The 13776-nt window shown below is 68.6% G+C and carries 11 protein-coding genes; 5 read left to right on the top strand and 6 right to left on the bottom strand.

Annotated elements, in window-relative coordinates; translation table 11 throughout:
- Window positions 1–91: 91 nt before the first annotated feature.
- On the bottom strand, window positions 92–1888 hold the full coding sequence (gene argS / locus R9B84_RS15435) for an arginine--tRNA ligase (RefSeq protein WP_423758595.1): 1797 nt from the start codon (window positions 1886–1888) through the stop codon (window positions 92–94).
- A gap of 200 nt (window positions 1889–2088) precedes the next feature.
- Between argS and R9B84_RS15430 the strand changes: the two genes are divergently transcribed.
- A complete protein-coding gene (locus R9B84_RS15430; protein WP_011353361.1) occupies window positions 2089–2412 on the top strand; it encodes a DUF1840 domain-containing protein in 324 nt (107 codons plus the stop codon).
- Window positions 2413–2525: 113 nt separating this feature from the next.
- Here R9B84_RS15430 and metH read toward each other — a convergent pair whose 3' ends face one another.
- From metH to R9B84_RS15405, 5 genes are all read right to left on the bottom strand, one after another.
- Window positions 2526–5243 (bottom strand): methionine synthase, encoded by a 2718-nt coding sequence (gene metH / locus R9B84_RS15425; RefSeq protein ID WP_423758594.1) that lies wholly within the window; start codon window positions 5241–5243, stop codon window positions 2526–2528.
- 42 nt (window positions 5244–5285) lie between these two features.
- Entirely contained in the window at window positions 5286–6353 is a 1068-nt protein-coding gene (locus R9B84_RS15420) for a homocysteine S-methyltransferase family protein (RefSeq protein ID WP_423758593.1), read from the bottom strand.
- Between the two features lie 202 nt (window positions 6354–6555).
- Window positions 6556–6813, bottom strand: coding sequence for a BTH_I0359 family protein (locus R9B84_RS15415; RefSeq protein ID WP_006477667.1), 258 nt, complete (start codon window positions 6811–6813; stop codon window positions 6556–6558).
- A 241-nt stretch (window positions 6814–7054) separates the two neighbouring features.
- Window positions 7055–8341 carry a DUF3108 domain-containing protein gene (locus tag R9B84_RS15410; RefSeq protein ID WP_423758592.1) on the bottom strand — a complete coding sequence of 429 codons (1287 nt, stop codon included), beginning with the start codon at window positions 8339–8341 and terminating at the stop codon, window positions 7055–7057.
- Between the two features lie 118 nt (window positions 8342–8459).
- A complete protein-coding gene (locus R9B84_RS15405; protein WP_423758591.1) occupies window positions 8460–9326 on the bottom strand; it encodes an IclR family transcriptional regulator in 867 nt (288 codons plus the stop codon).
- Window positions 9327–9455: 129 nt separating this feature from the next.
- Between R9B84_RS15405 and R9B84_RS15400 the strand changes: the two genes are divergently transcribed.
- The 4 genes from R9B84_RS15400 (at window position 9456) to R9B84_RS15385 (ending at window position 13481) form a co-directional block, all read left to right on the top strand.
- Window positions 9456–10448 carry a fumarylacetoacetate hydrolase family protein gene (locus R9B84_RS15400; protein WP_423758590.1) on the top strand — a complete coding sequence of 331 codons (993 nt, stop codon included), beginning with the start codon at window positions 9456–9458 and terminating at the stop codon, window positions 10446–10448.
- 122 nt (window positions 10449–10570) lie between these two features.
- Window positions 10571–11398: an enoyl-CoA hydratase/isomerase family protein gene (locus tag R9B84_RS15395; protein WP_423758589.1), complete on the top strand. Its 828-nt coding sequence runs from the start codon at window positions 10571–10573 to the stop codon at window positions 11396–11398.
- Between the two features lie 79 nt (window positions 11399–11477).
- Complete coding sequence (locus R9B84_RS15390) at window positions 11478–12230, top strand: PhaM family polyhydroxyalkanoate granule multifunctional regulatory protein (protein WP_423758588.1); 753 nt, start codon at window positions 11478–11480, stop codon at window positions 12228–12230.
- A gap of 24 nt (window positions 12231–12254) precedes the next feature.
- Window positions 12255–13481, top strand: coding sequence for a patatin-like phospholipase family protein (locus R9B84_RS15385; protein ID WP_423758587.1), 1227 nt, complete (start codon window positions 12255–12257; stop codon window positions 13479–13481).
- Window positions 13482–13776 lie beyond the last annotated feature (295 nt).

The raw sequence follows: 13776 nt of genomic DNA, 5'->3' as shown, positions 1-13776 counted from the left end.
TGCAAAAAGAATCGTGAAAAGGCCGCGGCGGGCGCTCCCGTGGCGGGCGCTGCCGCGGCCATTCGCTGCCCGGTTCGGGCCGCTTGCGTCCTTACATCTTGGCGGGCGCGGACACGCCGAGCACCGCCAGACCGTTCTCGAGCACCTGCCGGGTCGCGGCGAGGAGCGCGGCGCGCGCATTGCGCGGCGCTTCGTCGTCGACCAGCACGCGCTCCGCATTGTAGAACGAGTGGAATTCACCAGCGAGATCGCGCAGGTAGAACGCGACCGCGTGCGGCGCCAGCTCGTTCGCCGCGTGCGTGAGCATGTCCGGATACTCGGCGAGCTTCTGCATCAGCGACGTGGCCTGCGGGCTCGTGAGCTGCGACAGGTCGGCGCCCGGCAGCTGCGCGGCGTCGACGTTGTAGCGCGACTTCAGTTCGTTGAGCACCGAGCAGATCCGCGCATGCGCGTACTGGACGTAATAGACCGGGTTCTCATCGTTCTGTTTCAGCGCGAGGTCGATGTCGAACACGAATTCGGTGTCGGCCTTGCGGGAGATCAGGAAGAATCGGACCGCGTCGCGGCCGCGTGTGATGGTCGCCTCGTCGATCAGGTCGGGTGCCGCTTCCTGGCCCGGCGCCGCGCCGCCCGACCATTCGATCAGGTCACGGACCGTCACGTAGCTGCCCGCGCGCTTCGACAGCTTCACTTCCTGGCCGTCGCGCATCACGGTGACCATCTTGTGCAGCACGTAGTCGGGATAGCCCTTCGGGATCCCGACGTGCAGCCCCTGCAGGCCTGCGCGCACGCGTGCGATCGTGCCGTGGTGATCCGAGCCCTGGATGTTGATCACCTTCGTGAAGCCGCGTTCCCACTTCGCCACGTGATATGCGACGTCCGGCACGAAGTACGTGTACGTGCCGTCCGACTTGCGCATCACGCGATCCTTGTCGTCGCCTTCGTCGGTCGTGCGCAGCCACAGCGCGCCGTCCTGCTCGTAGGTCATGCCGGCCTTGACCAGCGCGTCGACCGTCTTCTCGACGCGGCCTTCGCTGTACAGCGACGATTCGAGATAGTACTGGTCGAACTTCACGCCGAACGCCTGCAGGTCCATGTCCTGCTCGCGACGCAGGTACGTGACCGCGAACTTGCGGATCGCGTCGAGATCCTCGACGTCGCCCGTGCCCTTGACGGGTTCGCCGTCCGACGCGGCGACCGTTTCGCCGTTCAGGTAGTCGCGTGCGATGTCGGCGATGTATTCGCCGTTGTACGCGGCTTCCGGCCAGCCCGCGTCGCCCGGCTTCAGGCCGCGCGCGCGCGCCTGCGTCGAGATCGCGAGGTTGCCGATCTGCACGCCCGCGTCGTTGTAGTAGAACTCGCGGTGCACCGCGTAGCCCTGGCTCGCGATCACGTTCGCGAGCACGTCGCCGAGCGCGGCCTGGCGGCCGTGGCCGACGTGCAGCGGGCCGGTCGGGTTCGCCGACACGAATTCGAGCAACACCTGCTTGCCTTTCTCGCGATCCGACGTGCCGAACGCGCGGCCCTGGTCGAACACGGCGGCGATCACCGCCTGCTTCGCGGCGGCCGACAGGCGCAGGTTGATGAAGCCGGGGCCGGCGATCTCGGCGGCTTCGACGAGCCCTTGCGCGGCCGGCTGCGCGGTGAGCGCGGCGACGATCTGCTCGGCGAGCTGGCGCGGGTTCGCGCCGAGCGGCTTGGCGAGCTGCATCGCGACGTTGCACGCGACGTCGCCGTGCGCGGCGACCTTCGGGCGCTCCAGCGTGATGGCCGGGGCGACGAACGCTACGTCGGCGTTTGCCGCGTCGGCGCCTTTCAGTGCGTGTGCGACCTGCTTGACGCTATCCGCGAGCAGGGCTTCGAGGGTCTGTTTGTGTGCTGGCAGCATGCTGGTAGAAGGCTTCGTTGGTGGCGGCCGGAAACGCCGGCCCGCCGGCGCGCTTTTTAAGCGCGCGTTTCAGGGATCGCAGAATTTTAACAGGTGCTAATATGCCGCTCAGGCGGCCCGCGTCCGCGAGGCCGGACGCCGGTCTGCCGGCGTTCCCCAACCGCGCCGCGCAGGCACAACAAGATGAAAAGGGAATTGTCATGATTACGTTCAAGAGCAAGGCGGCACAGGATCTCGACGTGCTGAAGGATTTCGCCGTGTATGTGCTGGGCCTCGTCGGCAAGCAACTGGGCGAGCGCGGTGTGATTACGCACGACGAGCTGGACCACGCGATCGCGAAGCTGGAAGGCGCGGTTGCGCAGGCGAAGCAGGAGCGCGCCGAGCACGCCGGCCATTTCCATGAGGACGAAGCCGACCACGCGCACCACGAAGTGCCGCCGAGCCTGGCCCAGCGCGTCGCGCCGTTCCTTACGATGCTGCGCGAGGCGAAAGCCGGCGAAGCCGACGTGCACTGGGGCTTCTGAGCTTCCTTGCCCGGCAGCAAGAAAGCTTGAGTATGGCAAGAAAAAGCCCGCTTCCGAGCGGGCTTTTTCTTTTTGTCTGACCAAACGGGCGGTCGGCCACCCGTTCGCTTCGATCAGAGCTGCGGCGCGAGCGCGCGGCGCGCGTCGTCGAGCGACAGCGCCATGCGCCGCGCGTAGTCCTCGAGCTGATCCTGCCCGATTTTACCGACCGAGAAATAGCGGCTGTCCGGATGCGCGAGGTAGAAGCCCGACACGCTCGCGGCCGGCAGCATCGCCAGCGATTCGGTCACGCTCATGCCGATCTCGTCCGCATGCAGCACGTCGAACATGTCGCGCTTCACGAGGTGGTCGGGGCAGGCCGGGTAGCCGGGCGCCGGGCGGATGCCCGCGTACTTTTCGGCGATCAGCGCGTCGTTGTCGAGCGTCTCGCCGCTTGCGTAACCCCACAGCTCGCGTCGCACGCGCGCGTGCATCGCTTCCGCGAACGCTTCCGCGAAGCGGTCGGCGAGCGCCTTCAGCATGATCGCGCTGTAGTCGTCGTGGTCGGCTTCGAACTGCTTTTCCTTCACGTCGACGCCGAGGCCGGCCGTCACCGCGAACATCCCGATGTAGTCGGCGACGCCCGATTCCTTCGGCGCGATGAAGTCGGCGAGCGAGCGGTTCGGCCGCATCACGCCGTCGACCACCGGGCGCACGCTCTGCTGGCGCAGGTTGCGCCACGTGAGCAGCACTTCCGAGCGCGACTCGTCGCTGTAGATCTCGATGTCGTCGTCGTTGACGGTGTTCGCCGGCAGCAGCGCGATCACGCCGTTCGCGCTTAGCCAGCGGCCCTGGATCAGGCGCGCGAGCATCGATTTCGCGTCGGAGAACACGCGCCGCGCCGATTCGCCGACGATCTCGTCGTTCAGGATCGCCGGGTACGGGCCCGCGAGGTCCCATGTCTGGAAGAACGGGCCCCAGTCGATGTAGTTCGCGAGCTCGTTCAGGTCGTAGTTCTTGAACACGCGGCGGCCGATGAACTTCGGCTTCACGGGCGTGTAGCCGGCCCAGTCGACCTTCGTCCTGTTCGCGCGGGCTGCGGCGAGCGTGACCATCGGCTGCGCCTTGCGGTTCGCGTGCTGGTCGCGGATGCGTTCGTAGTCGGACTTCAGTTCGTCGAGGTACTTCGTCGCGCCTTCGTCGGACAGCAGGCTCGACGCGACCGACACCGAACGCGACGCGTCGGGCACGTAGACGACCGGGCCCTCGTAGTGCGGCGCGATCTTCACGGCCGTGTGCACGCGCGACGTCGTCGCGCCGCCGATCAGCAGCGGGATCTTCTTCACGCGGAAATAGTCGTCGCGCTGCATTTCGGACGCGACGTAGGCCATTTCCTCGAGGCTCGGCGTGATGAGGCCCGACAGCCCGATGATGTCCGCGCCCTCGACCTTCGCCTTCGCGAGGATCTCGTTGCACGGGACCATCACGCCCATGTTGACCACTTCGAAGTTGTTGCACTGGAGCACGACCGACACGATGTTCTTGCCGATGTCATGCACGTCGCCCTTCACGGTCGCGATGACGATCTTGCCCTTCGCGCGCACGTCGCCGCCCGCTTCCGCGAGGAGGCGCTTCTCTTCCTCGATGAACGGGATCAGGTGCGCCACCGCCTGCTTCATCACGCGCGCCGATTTCACGACCTGCGGCAGGAACATCTTGCCCTGGCCGAACAGGTCGCCGACGATGTTCATCCCGTCCATCAACGGGCCTTCGATCACGTTGATCGGGCGACCGCCCGCCGCGTCGATCTTCGCGCGCACTTCTTCGGTGTCCTCGACGATGAAGGTCGTGATGCCGTGCACGAGCGCATGCGAGAGCCGTTTCTCGACCGGCTGGTTGCGCCACTCGAGGTTCTCTTCCTTCTTCGCGCCGCCGGCCTTGAACTTGTCGGCGATCTCGAGGAGCCGGTCGGTCGAATCCGCGCGGCGGTTCAGGATCACGTCCTCGACGCGCTCGCGCAACTCGGCGTCGAGGTCGGCATACACGCCGAGCTGGCCGGCGTTCACGATGCCCATGTCCATCCCGGCCTGGATCGCGTGGTACAGGAACACGGTGTGGATCGCCTCGCGCACCGGGTCGTTGCCGCGGAACGAGAACGACACGTTCGACACGCCGCCGCTCACCTTCGCGTACGGCAGGTTCTGCTTGATCCAGCGGGTCGCCTCGATGAAGTCGACCGCGTAGTTGTTGTGCTCCTCGATACCGGTCGCGACCGCGAAGATGTTCGGGTCGAAGATGATGTCTTCCGGCGGGAAGCCGACTTCGTTCACGAGGAAGTCGTACGAGCGCTTGCAGATCTCGGTCTTGCGCTCGTAGGTATCGGCCTGGCCCGTCTCGTCGAACGCCATCACGACGGCTGCCGCGCCGTAGCGGCGGATCAGGTTCGCGTGGTGGCGGAACGCTTCCTCGCCTTCCTTCAGCGAGATCGAGTTCACGATCGCCTTGCCCTGCACGCACTTGAGGCCGGCCTCGATCACGTCCCACTTCGACGAGTCGATCATGATCGGCACGCGCGCGATGTCCGGCTCCGACGCGATCAGGTTCAGGAAGCGCACCATCGCCGCCTTCGAATCGAGCATCGCCTCGTCCATGTTGATGTCGATCACCTGCGCGCCGTTCTCGACCTGCTGGCGCGCGACGGCGAGCGCCTCGTCGAACTGGCCGTTGAGGATCATCCGCGCGAACGCCTTCGAGCCGGTGACGTTGGTGCGTTCACCGACGTTGATGAAGAGCGTTCCGGACGTGACGTTGAACGGCTCGAGGCCGGCAAGGCGCATCATGTGATCGGTCATGGCGGTGCGAATTCGTGTAATGAAGGGCGTGGGGCGGTCGGGTCAGGCGTTGTCGCTGTACTGGTTCGGCCAGCGGCGCGGCTTCACGTCGGCGAGCGCCTTCGCGATCTCGGCGATGTGCTCGGGCGTCGTGCCGCAGCAGCCGCCCGCGAGGTTCACGAGCCCGGCCTGCGCGAATTCCTTCAGCAGGCCCGACGTGACGTCCGGCGTTTCGTCGAAGCCGGTGTCGCTCATCGGGTTCGGCAGGCCCGCGTTCGGGTAGCACGACACGTAGGTGTCGCACAGCTTCGCGAGCTCGGCGATGTACGGGCGCATCAGCGCCGCGCCGAGCGCGCAGTTCAGGCCGAACGTGAGCGGCTTCGCGTGGCGCAGCGAATTCCAGAATGCCTCGACCGTCTGGCCCGACAGGATCCGGCCGGACGCGTCGGTGACGGTGCCCGAGATCATGATCGGCAGGCGCTCGCCGGTGTCTTCGAACAGCTCGTCGAGCGCGAACAGCGCGGCTTTCGCGTTCAGCGTGTCGAAGATCGTCTCGACGAGGAACAGGTCGACGCCGCCGTCGAGCAGCGCCTTCGCCTGCTGGTAGTACGCATCGCGCAGCTCGTCGAACGTGACGTTGCGCGCGCCCGGATCGTTGACGTCCGGCGAGATGCTCGCCGTCTTCGGCGTCGGCCCGATCGCGCCCGCGACGAAGCGCGGTTTGTCCGGCGTCGCGTATTTCGCGGCCGATTCGCGCGCGAGCTTCGCCGATTCGATGTTCATCTCGACGACGAGATCTTCCATCCCGTAGTCGGCCTGCGCGACCGTCGTCGCGCCGAACGTGTTGGTTTCGACGATGTCGGCGCCGGCCGCGAAGTACTGGTCGTGGATCTCGCGGATGATCTGCGGCTGCGTGAGCGACAGCAGTTCGTTGTTGCCCTTGATGTCGCGCGGGAAATCCTTGAAGCGCTCGCCGCGATACGCGGCTTCGTCGAGCTTGTAGCGCTGGATCATCGTGCCCATCGCGCCGTCGAGGATCAGGATGCGCGATTTCAGCAGCGCGGGCAGTGCGGCGCCGCGCGTGTAGGGCGCGTCGAGCGGGACGGAAGCGGCGAGAGGAGTCGCAGACATGGGCGGAGGACCGGCGAAGACGGGAAAACCGTCATTGTAGCCGGTGCGCCTGACCGCCGCCCGGCCTCGCGCCGCGCCGGCCGGGCGGCCAAATGAAAGCCCCCGCCGGCGAACCGGACGGGGGCATGATCGGAGTGCTCGCGGGCGCCGCGTCGGTGCGCGGCGAATGGCCCGGCCGCACGAGGCGCCGGGCCGCGGGTCGTCAGTGCAGCACGACGGGCATCATCATCAGGCTGTCGAATTGCCCGAGGAATTCGTCGACTTCGTCGAGCGACGGTTCATCCTCGATCAGCTGTTTCACGTGCGCGCGGAAGCGTTCGGCAAGTTCGCCGTCGATGAAGATCTCGCGCTGCGCATTCTTGTCGACGATTTCGTATCCGCCGGCATTCATCAGATGATGGCCGGCCTGCGGCGCAAATTCGACGACGCAGTAGTTGGGGCTGTTGTAGATCATTTGCATGGCGGCACTCCTCTTCGCAGTGGCATCTGGCCTTGTTGTCCCCTAGGTGGGGCGAGCCTTGCCGGTTTCAAGGGGCTTGCGCTGCACACCCCGTTCCCGTTGCGTGGGGTGTATCGGTTAGAAGCCGATGTCTATGAAACGTTTCTTATTGTCTGCCGGTGTACTGAAATAGTTGTTAAAGAGTGTCATCGGCCATTTCACGGAAATCTGTAATCGGTCGAAATTGCCGATCCCTGCGCGTTCACTGTGTGACAGGCGACGCCGCCGGCGGTGCAGCCGGTTGCGCGGGTGGTTGCACGGCTGCGGGCGGCGCAGGTTGCGCCGGTTCCGCGGACGGCGCGACCGAAGCATCGGGCGTCGATGCGCCGGCGGGCGCGTTCGTTGCGCCGCCTGCCGGCGCGGCATCGGACGGCGTGGCGGGCACCGCGAGCCGGCCGTGCCACAGCAGCTCGATCTGCGCGCCGTTCGGTTCGCTCTGCACGAGCCGCGCGGGCAGCCAGCCGAGCGACGGCGCGAGCCACATGTCGATGCGGCGCGTGTCGCCGTCGCGGCGCGGCAGGCGCATGAAGTGCCGCGCGTCGATGATGCCGGCCTGCGTCTGCACCTGCTCGTCGCCGATCACCGTGATCGGCCAGGTCTCGCCGCTGTTGTTGTCGATCACGAAGAACTGCTGCGTGACGCCCGGCTTGTAGGCGGACGGGTTGCCGCGCACGAGCCCCGACAACTGCATCAGCATGCTGAAGCGATCCTGCACGCCGTCGGGCAGCAGCGCGTTGTTCGGCGTGCGCGTGAACACGACCTGACGGATCTCGCGATTGAAGATCGCGATGTCTTCCGGCCGCTTGCCGCGCTTCTCGACGTAACGCTCGGGCGCGACGCCGAACGCGTCGATGCGGCCCTCGCTGCGATAGGTGAACGGGCCGACGAACGGCACGGGCATCGATACCGACAGGTCGTAGGTGCGCCCGTCGGTGCGCCAGTGGATCGTGCCGATCATGTTCTGCATCCCGTTGTAGAACGTGTCGTACTGCAGGTCGCCGGACGGTGGCGCGGCGAACTTCACGCCGTTGGTCGCGGGGCCCGGCGTCGCGGCGCTGCTGGCGCCGGCGGCCGATGCGGCGTGCGCGCCCGATGCGCCCGATGCACCCGGTACGCCGCTCGCCGCGGACGCAGCGGCCGGCGGCGGCTCGCCGTGCTCGGCCGTCTGCGTCGACGTGAGGACCGGCTCGGGTGGCGGTGCGGGCTTCGGTGCCGCGGCCCTGGGTGCGGCCGGCGCGGTGGCGGCCGGAGGTTCGACCTGCTTCGGCGCGGGCGGCGCAGGCTGGCGCTCGATCGGTTGCGGCTTCAGCAGCTCGATCTGCACGGGGACCTCGGCGGGCGCGGGCGGCGTGAACGATTCGCGATTGCGCATCAGCCAGATCGCGGCGAGCGCGTGCAGCACCAGCACGACGACGAGCGCGACGCCCACGCGCAGCCAGCGGCGGGGCAGGGCGTGACGCGGGCGGATGTCGGCAGGCTGCATGGGCATCGGAACGGGGTCGGGGTGGTCGCGTGACGTCGGGCGCGCCGCGCGCGCCACAGGAATCGGACCGTCGGATGCACCGCGCGTTCGCGGTGCGCGGCGTGTACCGGGTGTCTCGCGCGCGTCAGGCGTCGCGTGCGTCGGGACTATAGCCGAGTTCGTAAGACAGTTTCTGCGCGCACGCGCGCAGCGCGGTGTCGATCTCGCCGCCCCACGCGATGTCGAACGAGCCCTCCTGGCCGAGCGCGACGATCGCGAGCGCGAGTTCGCCGACCGCGTCGAACACGGGCATGCAGAACGCGTGGATCGTCGGCAGCAGCATCCCTTCGACGCGCGCGGCTTCGTGCTCGCGCACGTCGGCGAGCACCGCGTCGACTTCGTCCAGCGAGCGCGGGCCGCCGTGATGCGGCGAGCGGCGCGTATCGGCGAGTTCGCGCTCGAGCATCGCGGCGGTCTTGCTGCGCGGCAGGTACGCGGCGAACAGCAGCCCCGTCGCGGAGCCGAGCAGCGGCATCACGTCGCCGAGCTTCAGCGACGCCTTCGCCGGATGGCTCGATTCCATCCAGTGCACGATCGTCGGCCCCTGGTTGCCCCACACAGCGATGCCGACCGTCTGGTCGAGGCGGTCGCGGAACTCGGTCAGCGCGATCCGCGCGAGCTTCACGCCGTCGACGCGCGCGAGCCGCGCGAGCCCCATCTGCAGCGCGAAGCCGCCGAGCTCGTAGCGGCCCGACACGGGATCCTGCGACACGACGCCGAGCCGCGAGAAGCTGACCAGATAGCGGTGCGCCTTCGCAGGACTCATGCCCGCGCGCTGCGCGAGGTCGCGCAGCATCATCGCGCGCGGCTCGCTCGTCAGCACGTCGAGCAGGCGGAAGCCGACCTCGATCGACTGGATGCCGGAACGGACCTTCTCGCCGTGCTCGCCGGAAGCGGCGTCGTCGGTGTCGGAGTCGGCGAGATCGTCGTCGGGAAGCGGGCTGGCGGGCATGGGCAACGGGTGCGCGAAAATGCGGCAAGGATCGGGGCGAAAACGGCGTGCGCGATCGTGGCGCGCCGCATGGATTCACCATCGTAAAATAGATTCCCTCCATCGTCACTACAACGGCAGATTCCCCTTATGAAACTTGCTTCGCTGAAGGACGGCACGCGCGACGGCCAGCTGATCGTCGTGTCGCGCGACCTGCACACCGCGGCGATCGCCGATGCGATCGCGCCGACGCTGCAGCGCGTCCTCGACGACTGGGCGTTCTACGCGCCGCAACTGCGCGACCTGTACGACGCGCTGAACCAGGGACGCGCGCGCAACGCGTTCGCGTTCGATCCGGCCAACTGCATGGCGCCGCTGCCGCGCGCGTTCCAGTGGGCGGACGGCTCCGCGTACGTGAACCACGTCGAGCTCGTGCGCCGCGCGCGCGGCGCGGAGATGCCGCCCGAGTTCTGGACCGATCCGCTGATGTACCAGGGCGGCAGCGACGATTTCCTGGGGCCCCGCGACGACGTCGTGTGCCCGTCCGAGGAATGGGGCATCGATTTCGAGGCGGAAGTCGCGGTGATCACCGGCGACGTGCCGATGAGCGTATCGCCCGATGACGCGCTGAAGGCCGTGCGGCTCGTCACGCTCGTGAACGACGTGTCGCTGCGCAACCTGATTCCGGCCGAGCTCGCGAAGGGCTTCGGCTTCTTCCAGAGCAAGCCGGCCACCGCGTTCGCGCCGGTCGCCGTGACGCCCGACGAACTCGGCGACGAATGGCGCGACGGCCGCGTGCACCGGCCGATGATCGTCCACTGGAACGGCAAGAAGGTCGGCCAGCCCGATGCGGGCACCGACATGGTGTTCCACTTCGGCCAGTTGGTCGCGCATGCGGCGAAGACGCGCAACCTGCGCGCCGGTTCGATCGTCGGTTCGGGCACCGTGTCGAACAAGGACGCGAAGCGCGGCTACTGCTGCATCGCCGAGAAGCGCTGCCTCGAGACGATCGAGCACGGCGCGCCGCAGACCGAATTCATGCGTTACGGCGACACCGTGCGCATCGAGATGTTCGATGCGGCCGGCAAGTCGATCTTCGGCGCGATCGAGCAATCGGTCGCGCCGCCCGACGGCGCGGCGTAAGTCGCGCAGGGCACGCAACGCCCGCGCGAAACCCGGCCCCGGCCCGCGCGCCGGGTTTCGCCTGATGTTTGCCCGCGCGGGCTTGGCTACACTCGATTCAAGAGCCTGGCAAGGAGCGACACATGGCCGATCTCGCCGCGTACGGCGGTTACGAAGCACTGAAGGTGACGCGCCGCGACCACGGCGTGCTCGACATCGTGATGAGCGGCGAGGGTGCGAACCGCAGCGGCCTCGCGACCGCGAACGCGCGCATGCATCGCGAGCTCGCCGACATCTGGCGCGACGTCGACCGCGATCCCGACACGCGCGTCGCGGTGATCCGCGGCGAAGGCAAGGGCTTTTCGGCGGGCGGTGACCTCGCGCTCGTCGAGGACATGGCGAACGACTTCGACGTGCGCGCCCGCGTGTGGCGCGAGGCGCGCGACCTCGTCTACAACGTGATCAACTGCAGCAAGCCGATCGTGTCGGCGATGCACGGCCCGGCCGTCGGCGCGGGGCTCGTCGCCGGGCTGCTCGCCGACATCTCGATCGCCGCGAAGGATGCGCGCATCATCGACGGCCATACGCGGCTCGGCGTCGCGGCCGGCGACCACGCGGCGATCGTGTGGCCGCTGCTGTGCGGGATGGCGAAGGCGAAGTACCACCTGCTGCTGTGCGAGCCCGTGAGCGGCGCGGAGGCCGAGCGGATCGGGCTGGTATCGCTCGCGGTCGAGCCCGCCGACCTGCTGCCGAAGGCGTACGAAGTGGCCGAGCGGCTCGCGCACGGTTCGCAGTCGGCGATCCGCTGGACCAAGTACGCGCTGAACAACTGGCTGCGCACGGCCGGGCCGACCTTCGACACGTCGCTCGCGCTCGAATTCATGGGCTTCTCGGGGCCCGACGTGCAGGAAGGCATCCGCTCGCTGCGCGAGCGGCGCCCGCCCGACTTCCCCGGCGGCGCGCCGTTCTGACGCGCGCTATGATCGAACCACGCGCGGCTGCGCGACGCATGGCGGCCGCCTCGCTCCCCCAGTCAACCAGGATGCCCGTATGACGACCGATGCCTCCGGCGCCAACCCTTTCGCCGGCTTTGCCGGCTTCAAGCCCGCCGACATGATGGACCGGATGTGGGACATGATGCGGATGTCGCCGTTCGGCGGCGGGATGACGTCGTTTCCGGGCGCCACGCAAGGGCTGCCGCCGTCGCTGTCGAGCATGTCCGACATGATGGCGCCGCTCACGAGCGTCGAGGAACTCGACAAGCGGATCACCGATCTTCGCGCGGTCGAGCAGTGGCTGAAGCTCAATCTCGGGATGCTGCAGTCCGCGATCCAGGCGCTCGAGGTGCAGCGCGCGACGCTTGCGACGCTGCGGGCGTTCGGCGCGTTCGCGCAAAGCTCGATGTCGGCGGCCGAGGACGCGGCCGTCGCGGCGGCGCAGGCGGCGAAAGCCGCGTCGGCGTCGCCGGGCGATGCGGCACCGGCGGCGGACGGTGCGGATGCGCCGCCGGCAGGCGACGCCGCACAGCAGGCATTCGACCCGGCCGGCTGGTGGAACCTGCTGCAGACGCAGTTCAACCAGCTCGCGAGCCTCGCGATGGCGCAGCCGGGCATGCAGCCCGCGGCGCCGGGCGACGTGCCGCCGGACGCGGCCGCCCCGCCGGAGCGGGCCGCGAAGCCGGCACGGGCGGCAGCCACGCCGCGCAAGCCCGCCGCGAAGCGCGCGAAGCCGGCCGGTTCGGCCGCGGCGAGCGCGGCGGCCGCTTCGTCGCCCGAAACCCGTCCGCCGAAGCGTTCGACGTGACGCGGCACAGCTAGCAGGTCGATCATGCGGCTCGCGCTTGTTCTGATGGGAGGCGGCGCACGTGCCGCCTATCAGGTCGGCGTGTTGAAGGCGCTGGCCGAGATCGCGCGCGAGGCCGATCCGAACCGGCACACGCTGCCGTTCGCGGTCGTGTGCGGCTCGTCGGCCGGCGCGATCAACGCGACGTCGATCGCGAGCCACGCGGACGATTTTTCCCACGGCGTGCGGCGCCTGCTCGAATTCTGGGAGCCCCTGCGCCCCGACTACGTGTACCGCACCGACTGGCTCGGCATCGCGGCCGCCGGCGCGCGCTGGCTCGCGGCGATGACGTTCGGCTGGGCGGCGCGCCGTTCGCCGCGCGGGCTGCTCGACAACACGCCGCTTGCGCACCTGCTGCAGCGCGAACTGAGTTTCCACCGGATCGAGCAGATGCTCGAGGCGCGGCTGCTGCACGCGCTCGCGGTGACGGCGCTCAGCTATTCGAGCGGCCGGCACCTCACGTTCTACCAGGCGGCCGAGCCGATCCAGGCGTGGCGGCGCGCGCAGCGCACCGCGCGGCTCGTCGACCTGTCGGCGTCGCACCTGCTCGCGTCGTCGGCGATTCCGTTCGTATTCCCGGCCGTGCCGCTCGTGCTCGACGGGCAGATCGAATACTTCGGCGACGGGTCGATCCGGCAGATCGCGCCGCTGTCGCCGGCGATCCACTTCGGCGCGGACCGGATCGTCGTCGTCGGCGCGGCCGACCCGCGGCCCGAGATTCCGGCCGCGAACGGCGCCGGGCTGGTGCGCGGCTACCCGACGCTCGCGCAGATCGGCCAGCAGGTGCTGGCGAGCGTGTTCCTCGACTCGATCGGCTCGGACATCGAACGGATCGAGCACATCAACCGGATGATCGAGCACCTGCCGCACCAGGTCGAGGTCGATAGCGGCTGGCGGCACGTCGACGTGCTCGCGATCGCGCCGTCGGAGCGCATCGAGCTGATCGCCGCGAAGCACCTGAAGCAGATGCCGGCGGCGATGCGCGGGCTGCTCGGTGCGGTCGGCGGCAGCCAGCCGGCCGGCGCGTCGTTCGCGAGCTACCTGCTGTTCGAGGAGGCGTTCACGCGCGAACTGATCGAACTCGGCTACGGCGACGGGCGGGCACAGCGCGACACGCTCGCCGACTGGATCGCGCGGGCGGACGGCGGCAGCGCGCCTGCAGCCGGCACGCCGCCGGAAGACGGCCTCGCGACGGGCGAAATACGGGTCTGATGCGCGCGGATGGCGCGAGGTTGCGTTTTCGCGACGGTCGGGCGCGACCGATCGCCGCACTGGGATTGGCGGGACGCGACCGGGCAGGCGTCTCGGAAGCGTCATACACGCGTGATATCATGGCCGCCGCCGTATACACCACATCGAGCAGCCCGCCGATCCGGCATCCGCACGGGAACCCTTACGGGAGCCCGCCTGGGGCAGGGGACGGGCTCGCCAACGAGCCGGCCAGCGCCGGCCCCCAACTCAGGCAAGCGCGGCCGGTTCCGTTCGGACGGAGCGTGGCTGCGGCGTG

The organism is Burkholderia sp. NLJ2 (assembly GCF_049487195.1).
In the GTDB taxonomy this organism is placed as follows: Bacteria; Pseudomonadota; Gammaproteobacteria; order Burkholderiales; family Burkholderiaceae; genus Burkholderia; species Burkholderia pyrrocinia.
Note: the sequence above shows the minus strand (reverse complement) of the source record. Positions and strands in the feature narration are given on the sequence as shown.